Source organism: Amycolatopsis nivea (assembly GCF_004522235.1).
Lineage (GTDB): Bacteria > Actinomycetota > Actinomycetes > Mycobacteriales > Pseudonocardiaceae > Amycolatopsis > Amycolatopsis nivea.
Genome location: NZ_SDLT01000002.1, coordinates 140,128 through 156,830 on the forward strand (window position 1 = coordinate 140,128; position 16,703 = coordinate 156,830).

The 16,703-nt window shown below is 68.7% G+C and carries 20 protein-coding genes; 5 read left to right on the forward strand and 15 right to left on the reverse strand.

Translation table 11 applies throughout. The features are described 5' to 3' along the window. The first annotated feature begins 30 nt into the window (after positions 1–30). Entirely contained in the window at positions 31–366 is a 336-nt protein-coding gene (locus tag EIZ44_RS02780; protein ID WP_134662139.1) for a hypothetical protein, read from the forward strand. 4 nt (positions 367–370) lie between these two features. Here the strand turns inward: EIZ44_RS02780 and EIZ44_RS02785 are convergent, their stop codons facing one another. Together EIZ44_RS02785 and EIZ44_RS02790 are read right to left on the reverse strand one after the other, a co-directional pair. Beyond that, a complete protein-coding gene (locus EIZ44_RS02785) occupies positions 371–1,534 on the reverse strand; it encodes a lactate 2-monooxygenase (RefSeq protein WP_134727638.1) in 1,164 nt (387 codons plus the stop codon). 9 nt (positions 1,535–1,543) lie between these two features. Beyond that, positions 1,544–3,040, reverse strand: coding sequence for an aldehyde dehydrogenase family protein (locus tag EIZ44_RS02790; protein WP_134727639.1), 1,497 nt, complete (start codon positions 3,038–3,040; stop codon positions 1,544–1,546). Between the two features lie 199 nt (positions 3,041–3,239). Between EIZ44_RS02790 and EIZ44_RS02795 the strand changes: the two genes are divergently transcribed. Further along, positions 3,240–3,881 carry an MBL fold metallo-hydrolase gene (locus EIZ44_RS02795; RefSeq protein WP_043834695.1) on the forward strand — a complete coding sequence of 214 codons (642 nt, stop codon included), beginning with the start codon at positions 3,240–3,242 and terminating at the stop codon, positions 3,879–3,881. A 2-nt stretch (positions 3,882–3,883) separates the two neighbouring features. Here EIZ44_RS02795 and EIZ44_RS02800 read toward each other — a convergent pair whose 3' ends face one another. Further along, entirely contained in the window at positions 3,884–4,582 is a 699-nt protein-coding gene (locus tag EIZ44_RS02800; RefSeq protein WP_205673027.1) for a DUF2334 domain-containing protein, read from the reverse strand. A gap of 89 nt (positions 4,583–4,671) precedes the next feature. Next, entirely contained in the window at positions 4,672–5,532 is an 861-nt protein-coding gene (locus EIZ44_RS02805) for a class I SAM-dependent methyltransferase (RefSeq protein ID WP_134727640.1), read from the reverse strand. A 246-nt stretch (positions 5,533–5,778) separates the two neighbouring features. Between EIZ44_RS02805 and EIZ44_RS02810 the strand changes: the two genes are divergently transcribed. After that, positions 5,779–5,979 (forward strand): hypothetical protein, encoded by a 201-nt coding sequence (locus EIZ44_RS02810; RefSeq protein ID WP_134662143.1) that lies wholly within the window; start codon positions 5,779–5,781, stop codon positions 5,977–5,979. Here EIZ44_RS02810 and EIZ44_RS02815 read toward each other — a convergent pair. From EIZ44_RS02815 to EIZ44_RS02830, 4 genes are all read right to left on the reverse strand, one after another. Beyond that, positions 5,969–6,499, reverse strand: a complete 531-nt coding sequence (locus EIZ44_RS02815; RefSeq protein ID WP_078870270.1) for an NADPH-dependent FMN reductase — start codon at positions 6,497–6,499, stop codon at positions 5,969–5,971. The two genes, EIZ44_RS02810 and EIZ44_RS02815, sit on opposite strands and share 11 nt — an antisense overlap. 627 nt (positions 6,500–7,126) lie before the next feature. Then, positions 7,127–7,963, reverse strand: a complete 837-nt coding sequence (locus EIZ44_RS02820) for a patatin-like phospholipase family protein (protein ID WP_037808715.1) — start codon at positions 7,961–7,963, stop codon at positions 7,127–7,129. A gap of 30 nt (positions 7,964–7,993) precedes the next feature. Beyond that, the gene (locus tag EIZ44_RS02825; RefSeq protein WP_037808716.1) at positions 7,994–8,815 is read right to left on the reverse strand and encodes a helix-turn-helix domain-containing protein; all 822 of its coding nucleotides are present in this window, start codon (positions 8,813–8,815) and stop codon (positions 7,994–7,996) included. Positions 8,816–8,886: 71 nt separating this feature from the next. Then, positions 8,887–9,768 (reverse strand): phosphoribosylaminoimidazolesuccinocarboxamide synthase, encoded by an 882-nt coding sequence (locus EIZ44_RS02830; RefSeq protein ID WP_037808718.1) that lies wholly within the window; start codon positions 9,766–9,768, stop codon positions 8,887–8,889. Positions 9,769–9,815: 47 nt separating this feature from the next. On the opposite strand from EIZ44_RS02830, the gene EIZ44_RS02835 reads away from it, so the two are divergent. Then, positions 9,816–10,610 carry an SAM hydrolase/SAM-dependent halogenase family protein gene (locus EIZ44_RS02835; RefSeq protein WP_078870271.1) on the forward strand — a complete coding sequence of 265 codons (795 nt, stop codon included), beginning with the start codon at positions 9,816–9,818 and terminating at the stop codon, positions 10,608–10,610. Here the strand turns inward: EIZ44_RS02835 and EIZ44_RS02840 are convergent. Further along, positions 10,493–11,380: an MOSC domain-containing protein gene (locus tag EIZ44_RS02840; RefSeq protein ID WP_167753952.1), complete on the reverse strand. Its 888-nt coding sequence runs from the start codon at positions 11,378–11,380 to the stop codon at positions 10,493–10,495. The genes EIZ44_RS02835 and EIZ44_RS02840 overlap by 118 nt on opposite strands. Here EIZ44_RS02840 and EIZ44_RS02845 point away from each other — a divergent pair. After that, positions 11,379–11,807, forward strand: a complete 429-nt coding sequence (locus EIZ44_RS02845; protein ID WP_240691209.1) for an NUDIX hydrolase — start codon at positions 11,379–11,381, stop codon at positions 11,805–11,807. The two genes, EIZ44_RS02840 and EIZ44_RS02845, sit on opposite strands and share 2 nt — an antisense overlap. Here the strand turns inward: EIZ44_RS02845 and EIZ44_RS02850 are convergent. The 6 genes from EIZ44_RS02850 to EIZ44_RS45345 form a co-directional block, all read right to left on the reverse strand. Then, complete coding sequence (locus EIZ44_RS02850) at positions 11,767–12,507, reverse strand: amino acid ABC transporter ATP-binding protein (RefSeq protein ID WP_134727642.1); 741 nt, start codon at positions 12,505–12,507, stop codon at positions 11,767–11,769. The two genes, EIZ44_RS02845 and EIZ44_RS02850, sit on opposite strands and share 41 nt — an antisense overlap. Beyond that, on the reverse strand, positions 12,504–13,244 hold the full coding sequence (locus EIZ44_RS02855; protein WP_134727643.1) for an amino acid ABC transporter permease: 741 nt from the start codon (positions 13,242–13,244) through the stop codon (positions 12,504–12,506). Before EIZ44_RS02855 ends, EIZ44_RS02850 begins: the two co-directional genes overlap by 4 nt. 4 nt (positions 13,245–13,248) lie before the next feature. Then, positions 13,249–14,010, reverse strand: coding sequence for an ABC transporter substrate-binding protein (locus EIZ44_RS02860; protein ID WP_134727644.1), 762 nt, complete (start codon positions 14,008–14,010; stop codon positions 13,249–13,251). A gap of 20 nt (positions 14,011–14,030) precedes the next feature. Further along, positions 14,031–14,834: a substrate-binding periplasmic protein gene (locus EIZ44_RS02865; RefSeq protein ID WP_043834705.1), complete on the reverse strand. Its 804-nt coding sequence runs from the start codon at positions 14,832–14,834 to the stop codon at positions 14,031–14,033. A 145-nt stretch (positions 14,835–14,979) separates the two neighbouring features. Next, a complete protein-coding gene (gene purB, locus EIZ44_RS02870; RefSeq protein ID WP_134727645.1) occupies positions 14,980–16,407 on the reverse strand; it encodes an adenylosuccinate lyase in 1,428 nt (475 codons plus the stop codon). A 34-nt stretch (positions 16,408–16,441) separates the two neighbouring features. Next, positions 16,442–16,687, reverse strand: a complete 246-nt coding sequence (locus EIZ44_RS45345) for a hypothetical protein (protein ID WP_134727646.1) — start codon at positions 16,685–16,687, stop codon at positions 16,442–16,444. Positions 16,688–16,703 lie beyond the last annotated feature (16 nt).

Consider the following 16,703-nt stretch of genomic DNA (forward strand, 5'->3'; position numbering starts at 1 on the left):
TTGTCGGACCCCGTCGTTACAGTCGGGCCCATGAGCACTTCCCTCTACTACACCGCGAGCCGGGCGACCGCGCTCACCGCTTCCGAGACCGCCGCTGTCGAACGCGTCGTCACCACACGCCAGTCGTCTTTTCCTTACCCAGACGAGGAATCTCTCTTCCTGTACTCGGAAGTCGAGCCGGACGCGATCGTGGCTGGGTCCACCAAGATGCCGCTCGATCTCGACCGGGTCATGCCGATCCTCGAACACGTGCTGGGCTCAGTGACCGAGTTGCGCCGCACCCTTCCGGACGCGCAGTGGCACGTACACCTCGACGATTTCGACATCCCGTGGGACGAGAGCGAGGGGTACTTCCTGCCCGCGTAAGCGTCTAGCCGACTCGCCGCAGCGCTTCGCGGGTGAGGTCGGCCAGGGTCGGATAGCCGTCCACAGCCATGATCAAGTCAGCTTCAGCGAGCAAGGTACGCAGCACATGGACAACGCCGTCCTCACCAGCCAACGACAACCCCCAGGCGTACGGGCGGCCGACGCCTACCGCCGTCGCGCCCAAGGCCAGCGCCTTGACCACGTCGGCTCCGGAGCGCACGCCGGAGTCGAACAGCACCGGTGTGCCGCCGGAGGCATCGACCACTTCGGCAAGGCAGTCCAACGCGGGGAGACCGCCGTTGGCCTGCCGTCCGCCGTGGTTGGAGCAGTAGATCCCGTCGACCCCGCCGTCGATGGCGCGGCGGGCGTCGTCGGGATGCTGGATGCCTTTCACCAGCAGCGGAAGCTTGGTCAGCGAGCGCAGCCAGGGCAGGTCCTCCCAGGTCAACGGGTTACCGAACAGCTGGGCCCACAGTCCGACGGCGGCCGCCGGGTCGTCCTCCGGAGCCTTGCCGAGCCGTTTCCGGAACACCGGGTCGGTGAAGTAGTTGGCCAGGCAATGCCCGCGCAGCTGCGGGAAGTTCGCCGTCGACAGGTCGCGCGGCCGCCAGCCGGTCACCCAGGTGTCGAGCGTGACCACGATGCCGCGGAAGCCCGCCGCCTCGGCGCGTTGCACGAGCGAGGCGGCGACGTCACGGTCAGTCGGCGTGTACAGCTGGAAGAAGCCCGGAGTGTCGCCCAGTTCCGGGACGAGCGTTTCCATCGGGTCGACGCTCAGTGTCGAAGCGACCATCGGCACGCCCGTTCGGGCGCTGGCCCGCGCGGTCGCGAGGTCGCCGTGGCCGTCCTGCGCGCACAGGCCGATCACCCCGACCGGCGCGAGGAACAGTGGCGACGGCAGCTTCATCCCGTACAGGTCCACCGACAGGTCGCGTTCCTTCGCGCCCACGAACATCCGCGGGACCAGGCCCCAGCGCTCGAATGCCTCGACGTTCCCGCGCTGGGTCCGCTCGTCGCCGGCCCCACCGGCCACATAGGACAGTACGGACGGCGGAAGCGCCTGAGCCGCACGCGTTTCCAGTTCCGCGTACGACATCGGCAGGTCCGGAACGCGGCCGGACAATCCGGCGAAGTAGATCTCGTGCTGGAAATCGCCGAAGCCGGGCAACAGTGCTCCTTAACGCTTGCCGTGCAGGACGGTCACCAGCTTGGCGACCAGCGCGTCGGTGGATTCCTTGCGGGAGAAGGACGTGAGCGTGAGCGGCGCGGTGAACCGCTGCCGGGCCACTGCCTTCGGGCGGGCGAACTCGCGCAGCCCTTCCGGGCCGTGGATCCGGCCGAACCCGGAGTCGCCGACGCCGCCGAAGGGCAGCGACGCGATCCCGGCGAACGACAGCGGCGCGTTCACCGCGGTCATCCCCGCACGCAGCCGCGACGCCAGCTCGGCGCCGCGCGCCCGCGAGAACACCGTGGAACCGAGGCCGTACTTGGTCGCGTTGGCCTTCTCCACCGCTTCGTCCATGTCGCGGACCCTGGCGATGGTGACCGTCGGGCCGAACGTCTCCTCGCGCACCGCCTCGGAGTCCTCCGGGACGTCGACCAGCACGGTCGGCTGCACGTAGCGGTCGCCGACGCTCTCCACGCCGCCGACCAGCGCCTTCCCGCCGCGCTTCAGCGCGTCCTCGATGTGCCCGCGGATCACCGACAGCTGCGAGGGCATGGTGATCGGGCCGTACTGCGCGTCCTCGTCCGAGCCGGCGCGCACGTTCTTCGCCTTCTCCACCACCTTGGCGACGAACTCGTCGGCCACGCGTTCGTGCACGTAGACGCGCTCGACGCCGATGCAGGTCTGGCCGGAGTTGGAGAACGCGCCCCAGACGGTGGCATCAGCCGCCGCTTCGAGGTCCGCGTCCGTGTCCACCAGCAGCGCGTCCTTGCCGCCCGCCTCGATCACCACCGGGGTCAGCGTGTTCGCGGCCCCGGCCATGATCTTCTTCCCGGTGGCCGCGGAACCGGTGAACGCGATCTTGTCCACGCCGGAGCCGACCAGCGCGGCCCCGGTCTCGCCGAAGCCGGTGATCAGCTGCAGCACCGGCTGCTCGGGCACGATCTCGGCGAACGCGTCCACCAGCCATTTCCCGACGCCAGGGGTGTACTCGCTCGGCTTGAAAACCACCGCGTTGCCCGCGGCCAGCGCGTACGCGATGGAGCCGAGCGGGGTGAACACCGGGTAGTTCCAGGGCCCGATCACGCCGACGACGCCGAGCGGGAGGTACTCGACGGTCGCGGCCTGGTTGGCCATCAGGAGGCCGGACGAGCGGCGGTGCTTGCCGAGCACCTTGCGGGCGTTCTTCGCCGCCCACGCGATGTGCTCGATCGCCAGCACGCTCTCGAGCTGGGCGTCCGCGATCGGCTTGCCGGTCTCGTCGCGCACGACCTGGCACAGCTGCGGCAGGCGCCGGGTGAGCACGCCCTTCCAGCGCTGCAGCCGCTCCGCGCGCCCGGCGAAGCCGAGGCCGTCCCACCAGCGCGCGGCCGCCCTCGCCCGCTCGACGGCGGCGCTGACCTCGTCGGCCGTGTGCACCGGGTAGGTGCCGACGACCTCGTCGGTGGCCGGGCTGAGCGAATCGAACGTCTCGCCGACGGGCGTCGGCTTCGGCTGGACCGCGGTCATCGGCGTCTCCCCGTCTCGGTGAACCCCCAGGCTACGAGGTTGCTGACACTCTGCCAACAGTTGCCCGGGCTTCCCGCCAGCATGGCATCCCGGAACTGGCGCGGAAAGTCCTCCGACCGGGAGTCCTCGCTGGACGCCCTCGCGGACCAGGCCACGAGCGTAGGGTTGAACCGACCGATCTTGGTAAGGAGAAAACCTGATGCGGATCGTCCATTTCGGACATTCCTGCGTACTGCTCGAGACCGCCGCGGAGCGGATTCTGCTCGATCCTGGCACGTTCTCCACCGGCTTCGAGAACGAGCGCGAACTGTCCGCGGTGCTGATCACCCACCAGCACTTCGACCACCTCGACGTCGAACGGCTGCCCGGCCTGCTCAAGGCGAACCCGGGCGCGAAGCTGATCGTCGACCCGGGCTCGGCCGAAGCCATCGAGAAGCTGCACCTGGAGTTCGAGGTCGCCAAGCCCGGCGACGCGTTCGAGATCGGCGGCACCTCGGTGTCGGTCACCGGCGGCGAGCACGCGGTGATCCACGCCGACATCCCGGTGATCCCGAACATCGGCTACCTGGTCGACCACGGCGCGTTCTACCACCCGGGCGACTCGCTCTTCGTGCCCGAGCAGAAGGTCGACGTGCTCGGCCTGCCCACCGGGGCCCCGTGGCTGAAGGCCGGCGAAGCCGTGGACTTCCTGCGCGCGGTCGCGCCGCGCCGTTCGGTGCCGATCCACGAGGCGGTGCTGGCCAACGCGGCGGCGAACATGCACTACGGGCTGTTCCAGAACCTCGCCCCGGAAGGTACCGAGGTGAAGGCGCTGGAACGAGGCGTCGCGACGGAGGTCTAGGGCTACGCGGGCGCGGTGTGGCGCAAGGAGCCGTAGGTGGTCCCGAAGGCCCGATTTTCGAGGGCCACGTCCACCGCGTCCAGCAACGCCTGCCGCAAGCCGGGGCGGCTGAGGTCAGCGGCGTCAATGCCAAGCCGCACGAGCCCGCCTCGGCGCGCGGCCCGCGCGGAGGCGAGTACGAGCGCGAAGCAGCGGACAGTCTCCGTACGGTGCGACTGACTCGTGAAGTCCTGCACCCGCGCGCGCCGGATTTCGCCGGTCACCAGGTCCCGTACGGCGTTCTGGTCAGCGCACAGCGTGAAGCCGTGCTCCCGCAATGCCTGCACAGTGCCAGCCGACGCCAGCCAACGCGGCGGCGCGAAGCCGTCAACAGTCACGCCGGTCGCGTCGAGGGCGGCCTTCGCAGCGATGAGCCGAAGCCGCGCTTCGTGCGCGGGAAGCACGGCGAACTCGGCCTTACGCCCCAGGTGCACGGCGCGATGCGTCGGCGGGATGCGGTGGTCGTAGCCGTTGAGCAACACCGAGTCACCCGCTGCGGCGCGCGTACGGACCCAGGCTGTCACGGGCCCGTCCTCGGTGCGCGCGACATGCAGGATCGACAGCGGAACATGCCGACGTTCGAGTTCGGCCGCCAGATGCGCACAACGGTGCAGCGTGCGCGTGGTGACCCCGGACAGCGAGACCAGCAGGCGAGCATCCACGCCACCATTGCGCCGCAGCCGTGTGGCGACCGCCTGACCGCTCCGTGAACTACGAGTGAGACTTACGCGGCGGACAGTCACCGCTGGGTTTATGCAGCCTTGCGGCAGTGCCAGATGAGCATCGACGGCACGTCCTTCGCCGCCGCGGCCAACGCGTCCGGCACCAGGCCGTTCAACGACCACGGCCAGAGATCCCACGGCCCACCACCAGGGACGTGGCGCGGTTCGGTTAGTGCGGGCGTCGGCTCCGCACAGCTCACCGGCGCGAGACCGGCCGCGAAGAATGCACGCAAGTAATCACCGACGCGATGATGACTCGTCAGCACCCGAGCCGGGTCGCCGTCGGCCGTACGCACGGACGGGATCGATCCGCGCTGGACCTGCTCGGGATGTACGTCGGATAGGACGAGATGCCCACCCGGGGCGAGGACACGAGCGAACTCCGCGATCACTGGTGCCAGGTCCGGTACGTGCGACAGCGCGAGGCCGCAGAGCACGACGTCCTGCGAACCGTCATCGACCGGAAGTTCATGCAGGTCAGCAACGAAAGTCGAGTCGGCCTTGGCATGGCTGAGCATCTCCGGAGAACCGTCGACGGCGACCACGTGGTGACCGCGTTCGACCAACAGCCGGGTGAGCCGCCCAGTGCCGCAGGCAGCATCAAGCGCCCGACCCGGCGGGATGGCGTCAAGGACCGCCGCGACGTGGGGCTCGTCAGCGAACGCAGCGTTTTCGCCGGAGTCATACGCGGCCGCCCAGCGAGCGTAACCATCTCTAGGCGCGAGCTGGGTTACCTCGACGCCGTGGGCCAGGTCCTCGTCAGCCAGCAGCGCGCGAATCTCGGCCAGCCGCGCTTCGACAAACTCGCGATCGTGCTCGCCGGTGAACGCGCGGAGCAACGCCGCTCCTTCGATCCCGATGAGGTAAGCGAGAGGATGCTCGTAACTCACGCCTGCGGACGCTAACCGGGCAAATGCCGCAGTGCCACCGATTTTCGCGTTAGCCTGCACGCCATGGCCATGTGGCGACGAAGACTTGTGGTTCCAGCAACCCCCTGGAACGGCAGCGAATTACGCGCCGAACCAGGCACCCTCCCAGGAAAACCGCGGCCCGCAATCCTCCTGTCCGCAGGTTCCCTACAGGCCTCTGTCCTACCCGGGGAACTACGCGATTTCGGCCGCGGCCGCGTCGAAATCGTGGAGTCTTTAGGCCCCGGCCCACTGGCCTTCCTGTTCCGCGCTTCAGCGGCGGCACCGACATCCCTTGCCGAAGAACAGGTCCGCGACCTGCCGAAAGACGCCGTAGTACTAGCCCTCCCGAACACCCCGCCCGCCGCAGTACTGACCGGTGCCGAACGGGACAGCTTCCTCGACTGGGCTCAGCGACTCACGGATTGACCGGTTTGGCCGCCTCCACGAGCCGCCGCACCGCGACCGCGACCCGCCCTCGCAGGTCGGGATCGATGAGGGATCCGTTCTCGACAGCTTGGCGGGGAATCGGAATCCGAGCACAAGCGTCGTCGACGATGCGAGTGCCCGCGTAGGTGAGGGTTTTGCGGAGAGAGTCATGCGCGTCCGCACCCCCAGTCGGCGCGGCGACCGAGGATGCGTTGATCCACGCGACGGGTTTGCCGTACATCTCCCCGCCGCCGATCGTCCAGTCGAGCAAATTCTTGAAGGAACCCGGCAGGCCACCGGCGTATTCCGGGGTGCAAAACAGGACACCGTCCGCCGCCCCGATCGCCTCCCGCAACGCGACAACCTCGCCAGGCAACGGATCCCGGTCAAAATCCGGATTGAAATGCGGCAGCCCAGCGAGCCCACCGTACACAGTGGACGCCGCAAACCCAGCCGCGGTAGCGATGACAGCCGCATTGACCGAACCGGCCCGCAGGCTGCCGCTGATGAGCAGAAGCACAAGCCCAGTGTGCCAGGGCGTGGGTGCTCGCGGGGCTGGCTTTTTGGAACGTGCCTGACTTTCATCCACTGCTACCGCGCGAACGCAATCACCACCCTGCTGCCTGGGCCCGCCTCCAGGGCGCGCCGAGCTTGGCGGTGAACGATTGATGGCGAATCGGGCCACCCTCGTGGAGCGCTAGCTCCGGAGTGGGCTGGAGCCGACGAATCTGCTTCGCACTGGCAGGGCTCGACGAGAGTCAGCCGAATGGGGCCTCCGCGCCGACCTGGAACTGGCTACGACCAGCCGGGGTCGGACTGGGCCGCTCGCAGGCAACCCGCCGACCTGTAACCGCAGCAGCCAGCCCGCACCGAACTGGCAACCCGCGGCAGAGCCCGCCCAGCACAGGCTCCGCGCCCGCCTCAAACGCGCCGCAAACCAACCTGCACCGGCAACCCGCCGAATGCCAGCCCGGCTCAGGCCCCGCCGCCCGCAAACGCGCGGCCAACCAACCCGCGCCAAAACCGGCGGACCGCCGAGAGCCAGCGCAGCTCAGGCTCCGCCCCATCTCCCAACCGGCAGCAATCGGCCTGGGCCGGGAAGCGGCTCGCCGAGGTCAGCAGCCAGCTGTCGCGTGGCCGGGCGTCCTCACTCCCACACCACCCCTCCTCGTTGTCCCTGTGCCAACCCGGCCGCCGCGGCTGCGGATCGGGTTGCCGGGTCCAGTGGGTTCGGGCCGATCGCCGCGACCGAGGCCTCGTCTGGTTCCAAGACCGCTACCTTCGCGCCTGCTGAGCGCAGGTCCGCCAGTACCTGGTCGAACGGCCGCTCCGTCGGGAACGGCTCCGCCGCGCCCATCGGGACGACCACTGTCACCTGGGCGAAACCTGTTGCATAGTCGGCATTCGAGGCAGAGCGGACGCCACCGTCGACGTACCAGCCGCCGTTGATCGGTACTGCTGGCCAGATTCCGGGCACTGCGCAGCTTGCCGCCACCGCGGCGACCAGCGAGACGCGGGACGAGCTGTCGAACACCGCGGGCTCACCGGTTTCCGCCTCCACCGCAACGATTTTCACCGCGCGCTCGGGCCACTCGTGGGACGGCAGGCGGGATTCGATCACCGCGCGGCGTCGCGGTTCCTGGACGGTTTCTGCGGCCAGCGCATACTTTCCCATCGCCCGGCGGGTTTCCGCCGCGGTGCCGCCGTCGGCCAGCACCGCGGCGAATTCCTCGCCGAACTTTTCCGGGTCGAACTCGGCCGCGATCTCCGCCGCTTGCAAGGCCGGATCGGTTTGCCGCGCGTACAACTGCGGCAGCGGCAATCCGCTGCCCAGCTGTGCCGCCACCGCCGCGCCTGCTGACGTGCCGATCAGCACGTCGGCATCGGTTACGTCCTGGCCCGCTTCCGCCAGCCCGGTCAGCAATCCGGTCGCCCACGCGATCCCGGCGACGCCACCGCCGCCCAACACCAAAGCTCGGCTCATGCCACTCCTTTCACCGGCACCCACTCTGCCCTACGGCACCGACAATTTCCGCAGCGCCGACTCCAGCAGGGCGTCCGTCTCGGGTTTCGGCAGGGCCAGCTCCAGCAGCGTTTCCGCCACCTCGCGGTATTTCGCCACCCGCGCCGGACTCGAGCTGCTGGCGCTTTCCCGCAGCAACCGCTCGTGGACGATCGAGGGCAGGTCCGCGAAATCGAAAATCGTGAACGCCCTGCCCAGATCGGGACGGCGGTCCGCCGGGACCACTCGCACCTCGGCCTTGCCTTCCGCCAACTGCTCGCGCAGATGCCACAGCTGCTCCGCCATCGCGTCCGCGTCGCCGATCCTCTTGTGCAGCGCCCTTTCCCCCAGCACCAGCACACACCGCGCGCCCGAATCGAGCACCGCGCGCCGCGACAGTCTCTCGGCTACGCGCGCGTCCACTTCGTCCGCGACAACGCCCGCAGTGCTCGACAACAGCGCTCGTGCGTACCCGCTCGTCTGCAACAGCGGCGGCACCACTTCCGGCTCCCAGCCGAACACTGCCTCCGCCGTGCGTTCCCACTCCAGGTACGGCTCTTCTCCGCCGCCGTCTATCCAGTCCTGCTCTCGCGCTCCTCGCGCCATCTCCACTATTCGCCTGCGATCCGGCCCGATCACCCTGCAGTGCGCCAGTACCGCTCCGATGTCCTCCGGCTTCGGCAGCCGCAGTCCTCTTTCCCAGTTCGTCACGAAACCAGGCGTCATCCCCAGCAACCGGGCCAACTCTCTTACACCCAGTCTTCTTCTCTCCCGCGCCGCGCGTAACTCCAGGCCCAATGCCCTCGCGCGCGGTGTTGCGTACGGTGTGGTCATGGTTGCAGTGTGTCAGGGGGTGCCGACAGTTTTCGGGGTTCTCTCCCTGGGCCCTCTGCTGCTTCCTCGGCCTACAGCCAGTCCTCCAGCGACAACCCCGTCAGCCTCTCGTACGCCTCCACGTACCTTCCCCTCGTCGCCTCCACCACTTCACTCGGCAACGGCGGCGGCTGTACGTTCGACGCCCTCTCCCAACCCGACTCCGGCCCCGTCAGCCAATTGCGCACGTACTGCTTGTCGAACGACGGCTGCACCCTTCCCGGCTCGTACCCCTCCGCCGGCCAGTACCGCGACGAATCCGGCGTCAGCACTTCGTCCGCCAGCACCAGCGCGCCCGTCTCGTCCACTCCGAACTCGAACTTCGTGTCCGCCAGCAGGATTCCGCGCTTCGCCGCCACTTCCGCGCCACGGCGGTACACGGCGAGCGTCGCTTCGCGTAGCTCCTCCGCGCGCTTCGCGCCGATAGTCGCGACCACTGCGTCGAACGAAACGTTCTCGTCGTGCTCGCCGAACGCCGCCTTCGTCGCGGGCGTGAAGATCGGCGACGGCAGCTTCGATGCCTCCACGAGCCCTTCAGGCAGCTCTACGCCGCACACTGCGCCCGTACGCTGATAGTCCGAGTAGCCGGACCCCGTGAGGTACCCGCGCGCGACAGCTTCGACCGGAAGCATGTCGAGACGGCGTACGAGCAGCGCGCGCCCGCGTACCTCGGCGGGGATGCGCGGGTCGTCGTACGCGACAAGGTGGTTCGGGATCAGGTCCGACAGCTGCTCGAACCAGAACACGCTCATCGCCGTGAGCACGCGGCCCTTGTCGGGGATGGGCGTGTCCAGGATGAAGTCGTAAGCGGAGATGCGGTCCGAGGTGACCAGCAGCAGGTGGTCGTCCCCGACCGCGTACAGGTCCCGGACTTTTCCGGCGGCGATCTTCGGGTAATCGGCGAGCGTCGTCACTGCTGCACCCTAACCCGAGCACCGCTACAGCGAGGATGATGCAGGTCATGGCCTACCGCTGGATTTCGTTCACCTCCGACTACGGGCTGCACGACGGCTTCGTGGCCGCCTGCCACGGGGTCATCGCGGGCATCGCGCCCGACGTACGCGTTCTCGACGTGACGCACCTCGTCCCGCCGCAGCAGGTGCGCTCAGGCGCGGCAGTGCTCGCGCAGACCGTGCCGTCGCTGCCTAAGGCCGTACACCTCGCTGTCGTCGACCCAGGCGTCGGCACTGAGCGCCGCGGCATCGTGGTGGTCGCGACGCACGGCATCCTCGTCGGCCCGGACAACGGTCTGCTTCTACCTGCCGCAGAGGCGCTAGGCGGCGTGTACGCGGCGTACGTGATCGACGTGCGCACGCCGACGTCCGCGACCTTTCACGGCCGAGACATCTTCGCCCCTGTCGCGGCGAAGCTCGCTCTCGGTGCACACCCGGGTTCTTTCGGGCCCGCCATCCGCGACGTGGTGCGCCTGCCAGAGCCGCTGATCGCGGCGTTTCCGGGCAAGCTCGTGTCGGACGTGCTGACCGTCGACCACTTCGGCAACGTCCAGCTCGCCGCCGCCCCCGCCGACCTCGAACTAACCGGCTTGACCGGTGAGGTGACCGTGCACAGCGAGCACGTCGCGGTGTCCGCCACGATCGGCCGGACCTTCGCCGACGTGCCGCGCGGCGCGAACCTCGTCTACACCGACTCGGCGGGCAAGCTGGCCGTCGCGGTCAACGGCGGTTCGGCGGCTTCGGTGCTGCGGATCGGGCCGACCGAGGAATGCACCATCACCGCGTCGCCGACCGCCAGCTGACCGGGCCGGGTCACCGCCGCCTTCATGCCGAAGAGGACGCCGCCGTGCGGGTCGCGGTGGTACGCCGCCAGCGAGCGGATCGGCTCCGGACCGGAGCGCTTGCCGGTTTCCTGATCGACCATCGGCACCGCGCAGCGCACGCACAGTTTCGCGTAGGCGAACTCGGCCCCGCCGGCTTCCATCCGGCGCACCGAATCCTCAGCGTGCGGTTCCGCCCAGCCGCGGATCACGAGGTTGGGCCGGAACCGGTCCATCGGCACCGGTTCGCCGCCGCGCTCGGCGATCCGTTCGTTCAGGTGGTCCAAAGAGGACTCGGAGATCACGAGGATCGCGTGCCCGTCGGCGAACCGCGCGGTGCCGGGAGTCTCACCGCTCGTGACGCGGTCATGCTCCGGGGTGACGCCGAGCAGCACGGACGGCTGACACACCACGGTGGAGATCCACTCCGCGGCGTCGGCACCCTGGTGGACGCCCTCGCCGGTCCAGTTGAAGGTGGACGCGGGGTGCCGTCGGCCGTCCTTCTGGACCTCGATGGTCAGGTCTTCGACGCCGGGCGCGGACAGGGCGAGGCGGGCGCCGCCGTCCAGGAGGCGCGGCCGGATGGCGGCCATGACGGGGAAGCGGCGCTGGCTGCGGAAGTCGCCGTCGGCCGCGGTGACGATGAACTCGCGGTCGTGCGCGAGACCGGCCGGGGTCACGTCGGCGGACTGGACGGTCGTGCCGGCACAGCCTTTGACCGGGTAATACGTGAGCCGCGAGATCGTCCCCATGGGGTTCACGGTACCTGGTGGTCAGGAGGGGATTGGGGCGCACGATCCCGCACGGACCGCCGCCGCGCCGGTACGCGGATGTCGGCTGGCACCCTGCTCCGCGACGAAACCGGACGCGTCCTGCTCGTCGAGCCCGCTGCTGGTTCTCGACTACGCGCCGGACGACGGCCGGATGCCGGAAGGGCTCGCGTTCATCTTCGACGGCGGGCGGATCTCCACCTCGGAAGCCGCCCGGCTGACCCTCACCGATCCGGAGATCCGGGCCGTCCATCTGCTGCCGATCGACCAGGCAGTGCAGCGAGTGGCACCGTCGCTGGCCCGGCGGCTCCAGGACTCCCGGGAAGCCACGCGGACCAGCGACAGCGTCTGCGAGGACGGCCGTCCCGTCACAAAACCTGCGACAAGAACTGCTGCAACCGAGGACTAGCCGGTGCCTCGAACATCTGCTGCGGCGTCCCCTGCTCCACGATCCGCCCAGCGTCCATGAACGCGACCTCGTCGGCCACGCTGCGGGCGAAGCCCATCTCGTGCGTCACCACGATCAACGTGAGGCCCCGCGAAGCCAGCCCAGCCATCAGGTCCAGGACGCCCTTCACCAACTCCGGGTCCAGCGCACTCGTGGCCTCGTCGAAGAGCATCACTTCCGGTTCCATCGCCAGCGCACGGGCGATCGCCACCCGCTGTTGCTGGCCTCCGGACAACGCGGCCGGGCGGTACAGGGCTTTGTCCGCGAGTCCGACTTCCGCCAGTCGCGCCCGGGCGACCTCCACGGCGTCCTCTTTGGACAGACCGCGCACGCTGCGCAGGGGGAGCACGATGTTGTCCAGCACCGAACGATGTCCGAACAGGTTGAAGTGCTGGAACACCATCCCGACCCGCTGGCGCAGCGCGTCCGGATCCGAGGAGATGACGCTTTCCCCGTCCAGCAGCAGGTCGCCGCTGTCCGGCTCCTGCAAGCGGTTCACGCAGCGCAGCAGAGTCGACTTACCAGAACCGGACGGGCCGATGACGCATGTGGTGCTGCCGCTCGGCACCTTCAGGTTCACCCCGCGCAGGACCTCCAGCGTCCCGAATCGGACGTGGATGTCCTTCAGTTCCACTGAGGACGAACGAATCGCTGTACTCATATCGTCCCGCCCGCGAGCATCTCGTTGTTCTCCGCGGTCACCTTTCGACCGGTCTGCAGCCGCTTGTCGATGTAGTTCACCAGGTGCGTCAACGGAACCGTGATCACCAGGTAGACCACGCCCGCCGCGACCAGGGGCGACAGGTTGCCGGTGTTGGCCGCGAGGTCCTGGCCAATCCTGAACAGTTCCCGTTGCGAGGTAAGGAAACCGAGGAAGTACACCAGGGTCGAGTCCTTCACCAGCGCGATGAACTGGTTCACCAGTGCGGGCAGCACTCGCCGCACGCCCTGCGGGATCACCACCAGCAGCATCGCCTTGGTGTAGCTCATGCCGAGCGCGCGGCTCGCCTCCAGCTGTCCCTTGTCGACGCTCTGGATGCCCGCCCGAAAGATCTCGCCGATGTACGCGGCGGCGATCAGGCTCAGCGCGGCGATGCCCAGCGGGTACGGGTTATTGCCCACCAGGCCGCGAGCGAGCAGGCCGACGCCCTGACCGATCACGAGGATCGTCAGGATCGCGGGCAGGCCACGGAAAATGTCCGTGTACACCCGCGCGGGCCAGCGCAGCCAGCGTTTGGTGGACAGGCCCATCACCGCGAGCACCATGCCGAGCAGGGTCCCGATAATAGCCGCCGCCACCGACAGGATCAGGGTGTTCAGCAGGCCGGTCTTGAGCAGGTCCGGGAAAACTTCCCAGATGTACTGCCAGTTGAGGAAAGTGTCGAAAAACTGATCCATCAGGCTACTTCATCTTGAAATCCGCGGGAACCGGAATGCTCGGCTCGAACTGCTGGTGCACCTTCGCCCAGGTGCCGTCCGCGACGGCCTTCTTGATGCCGTCGTTCAGCTTGCCCAGCAGCTCGGTGTTGCCCTTCCGCACCGCGTATCCGTGCGGGATGCTGGTCGTGATCGCCTTCGTGACCTTCAGCTCGGGGTTCTTGCTCGCGTAATCCTCCGCGGACACCTGGTCGAACACCGCGCCGTCGATCGCCGCCGACTTCAGTGCGCTCAGCGCCGCCGCGTCGTTCGGGAACCGGACCGCCTCTGCCTTCGGCGCGTTCGCGGCGAGCCAGGTGTCCGACACCGTGCCCTGCACCACGCCGATCCGCTTGCCGGTCAACGAGTTCTCGTCGGAGATGCCCGCCGTTGCTTTCGCCTCGATGCCGAGCGACTGGTAGTTGTACGGATCGCTGAACGCCACCGTCTTCTTGCGCTCGTCGGTCTGCGCGATCGCCGAACTGCCGATGTCGAACCGGCCGTTCGCGACGCTGCCGAGCAGTGCCGAGAAATCGGTCGCTACGAATTCCAGCTTCAGGCCTTCTTTCGCGGCGATATCCTTCAGCAGCTCGTTGTCGAAGCCGGTGAATTGGCCGTTCTCCTGGTAGGCGTTGGGCCGGGAATCGCTCAGCGTGCCGACTCGCAGGGTCTCGCCCGCGTCGCCACCGCACGCGGTGAGACCGGCGACCAGTGCCGCCGCGAAGGCGGTGACGATCAGTTTCTTCATGCCACCAGTGTGCCCGGGCATCAGGAGTTCGCCACCGGGAGGCCGGGGCCGCCCTTCTCCAGCTCCTTCGCGACCGGAGCCTGCTTGAAGAACTGCGCGTGCAGCCGGGCCGCGGTGCCGTCGGCGATCGCCTTGGCGAGACCGTCGTTGATCTTCTTCAGCAGCTCCGGGTTCGACTTGGCGACCGCGAAGGCGGACGGGGTGTCCTTGTCCGCGACGGTGTAGCCGAATTCGAGCGGAATCGCCGGGTTCTGGTCGAGGTACTTCTGGCCGATGTCCTTCGGCACGACCCAGCCGTCGAGACCGCCGGTCTTCAGCTGCGCGAAACCGGCGTTGTAGTCCGGGAACCGGACAACCTGCGCACCGGCGAGCTTGCCCGCGAACTCGTCCTGCACCGAACCCTGCACGACGCCGACCCGCTTGCCCGCGAACGAGTTCGCGGCGGGCAGCGCGGCGCCCTTCTTGCTGACGACGGTGGTGTAGCTGGTGTCGTAGCCGTTGCTGAACGCCACGGTCTTCTTGCGCGCGGCGGTCGCGGAGATCGTCGAGCTGCCGATGTCGAGCTGGCCGCCGGCGACCTTGGCGAGCAGGCCGGAGAACTCGGTGCCGACGAACTCGACCTGGAAGCCCTCGCGCTTGGCGATGTCCCGCAGCAGTTCGTTGTCGTACCCGGTGAACTGGCCGTTTTCGAGGTAGATGCTGGGCGGGGCGTCGGTGAGGGTGCCGACGCGCAGGGTTTCCCCGGAAGCGTCCGAGGATCCGCACGCCGTGAGGCCCGCGGTGGCGGCGACTACGACGGCGAGCGTGCTGAGGATCTTTCTCATGACTTCTTCCTGAATATCCGGCGTGCGCAGACAAGAAGCGCCAGGCCGCGGGGTGGCGGCCTGGCGCTTCCGGGTTCGGCACGAAGACTAAAAGCTTCGCCCGATCGAGTAATGCCGTCTCAGCACGTGGACGACGTGCGCGCACTCACAGAATCGGCTGCGGCGCGTACGCCGCGGCCTCCGGGAACCGCTTGAGCACGTCCTCGACGCGCGCCGCGACTTCCTCGACCTGACGCGGGGCCACGCCGGTGAACGAGATCCGGTCGGCGAGGAGTTCGTCCAGGTCAGCGCGGTCGAGCGGGAGGCGTTCGTCGGCCGCGAGCCGGTCGAGGAGGTCGTTCTCCGCCCCGCGTTCGCGCATCGCGAGGGCGACCCCGACGGCGTTCTCCTTGATGGCCTCGTGAGCCGTCTCACGCCCGACGCCCCGGCGCACCGACGCCATGAGCACCTTCGTGGTCGCGAGGAACGGGAGATAGCGATCAAGCTCACGCTCGAGCACGGCCGGGAACGCGCCGAACTCGCCGAGCACGGTGAGGAAGGTTTCGAGCAGGCCGTCGAGCGCGAAGAACGCGTCCGGCAGCGCGACGCGGCGCACCACGGAATCCGAGACGTCGCCCTCGTTCCACTGGTCGCCTGCCAGTTCGCCGATCATCGACAAGTACCCGCGCAGCACCACCGCGAGCCCGTTCACGCGCTCGCACGAGCGGGTGTTCATCTTGTGCGGCATGGCCGACGACCCGACCTGGCCCGGCTTGAAGCCCTCGGTGACCAGCTCGTGCCCGGCCATCAGCCGGATCGTCTTGGCGAGGCTGGACGGCGCGGCGGCGAGCTGGACCACAGTGGAAAGCACGTCGAAGTCGAGCGAACGCGGGTACACCTGGCCGACGCTGACGAACCGGTTGCCGAAGCCGAGGTGCTCGGCGATCCGGGATTCCAGCTGGTCCAAAGTGGACTCGTCGCCGAGCAGGTCGAGCATGTCCTGCGCGGTGCCGACCGGGCCCTTGATGCCGCGCAGCGGGTAGCGCTCGATCAGGTTGTCCAGCCGGGAGAACGCGACGAGCAGCTCGTCAGCGGCGGTCGCGAAGCGCTTGCCGAGGGTGGTCGCCTGCGCGGCGACGTTGTGCGAGCGGCCGGCCATCACCAGGTCGGAGTGCTCGACCGCCAGCGCGGCCAGCCGCGACAGCACCGCGGCGACGCGGCCGCGGACCAGTTCCAGCGACCGCAGCTGCTGCAGCTGCTCGACGTTCTCGGTGAGGTCGCGCGAGGTCATGCCCTTGTGCACGTGCTCGTGCCCGGCGAGGGCGTTGAACTCCTCGATCCGGGCCTTCACGTCATGCCGGGTGACGCGTTCGCGCGCGGCGATCGAGTCGAGGTCGACCTGCTCGACCACGCGCTCGTAGTCGTCGAGGACGCCGTCGGGCACCTCGACGCCCAGTTCGGCCTGGGCCCGCAGCACGGCGAGCCACAGCCGCCGCTCGAGCACGACCTTGCGTTCGGGCGACCAGAGCGCCACCAGCTCAGGCGAGGCGTAGCGGGCGGCGAGCACGTTCGGAATGCGGGGCTTGTCCGTCACGCGGCCACGATACCTGCGCAGGTCAGCGGGGCGGTCACCACTCCGTGAAGCTGCCGTCGGGCAGCCGCCACACCGGGGACCGCCAGGCGTGTCCGGTCTCGTCGGCGCGGCGGACGGCGGCCTCATCCACCTCGATGCCGAGCCCGGAGGCGTGGCGCAACCGTCGACGCGGGTCTTGCACCGGCATCGCCAACCCGGCCTGCTCGTCACCGCTCGCGTATCGCGGAGGTCTCAGCCACCACGCCGACCGGCCGGTGTCGGCGACTTCCTGAACGCGCACGCGATCGGAAGCGACA

What these genes read in the sequence shown, in the direction of transcription:
- EIZ44_RS02860 (WP_134727644.1), bottom strand. Translation starts at nt 14,010, where the DNA reads ATGAAGAAACTGATCGTCACCGCCTTCGCGGCGGCACTGGTCGCCGGT.
- EIZ44_RS02825 (WP_037808716.1), bottom strand. Translation starts at nt 8,815, where the DNA reads ATGACCACACCGTACGCAACACCGCGCGCGAGGGCATTGGGCCTGGAG.
- EIZ44_RS02845 (WP_240691209.1), top strand. Translation starts at nt 11,379, where the DNA reads ATGGGGTTCACGGTACCTGGTGGTCAGGAGGGGATTGGGGCGCACGAT.
- EIZ44_RS02850 (WP_134727642.1), bottom strand. Translation starts at nt 12,507, where the DNA reads ATGAGTACAGCGATTCGTTCGTCCTCAGTGGAACTGAAGGACATCCAC.
- EIZ44_RS02795 (WP_043834695.1), top strand. Translation starts at nt 3,240, where the DNA reads ATGCGGATCGTCCATTTCGGACATTCCTGCGTACTGCTCGAGACCGCC.
- EIZ44_RS02835 (WP_078870271.1), top strand. Translation starts at nt 9,816, where the DNA reads ATGGCCTACCGCTGGATTTCGTTCACCTCCGACTACGGGCTGCACGAC.
- EIZ44_RS02840 (WP_167753952.1), bottom strand. Translation starts at nt 11,380, where the DNA reads ATGGGGACGATCTCGCGGCTCACGTATTACCCGGTCAAAGGCTGTGCC.
- EIZ44_RS02790 (WP_134727639.1), bottom strand. Translation starts at nt 3,040, where the DNA reads ATGACCGCGGTCCAGCCGAAGCCGACGCCCGTCGGCGAGACGTTCGAT.
- EIZ44_RS02865 (WP_043834705.1), bottom strand. Translation starts at nt 14,834, where the DNA reads ATGAGAAAGATCCTCAGCACGCTCGCCGTCGTAGTCGCCGCCACCGCG.
- EIZ44_RS02780 (WP_134662139.1), top strand. Translation starts at nt 31, where the DNA reads ATGAGCACTTCCCTCTACTACACCGCGAGCCGGGCGACCGCGCTCACC.
- EIZ44_RS02855 (WP_134727643.1), bottom strand. Translation starts at nt 13,244, where the DNA reads ATGGATCAGTTTTTCGACACTTTCCTCAACTGGCAGTACATCTGGGAA.
- EIZ44_RS02820 (WP_037808715.1), bottom strand. Translation starts at nt 7,963, where the DNA reads ATGAGCCGAGCTTTGGTGTTGGGCGGCGGTGGCGTCGCCGGGATCGCG.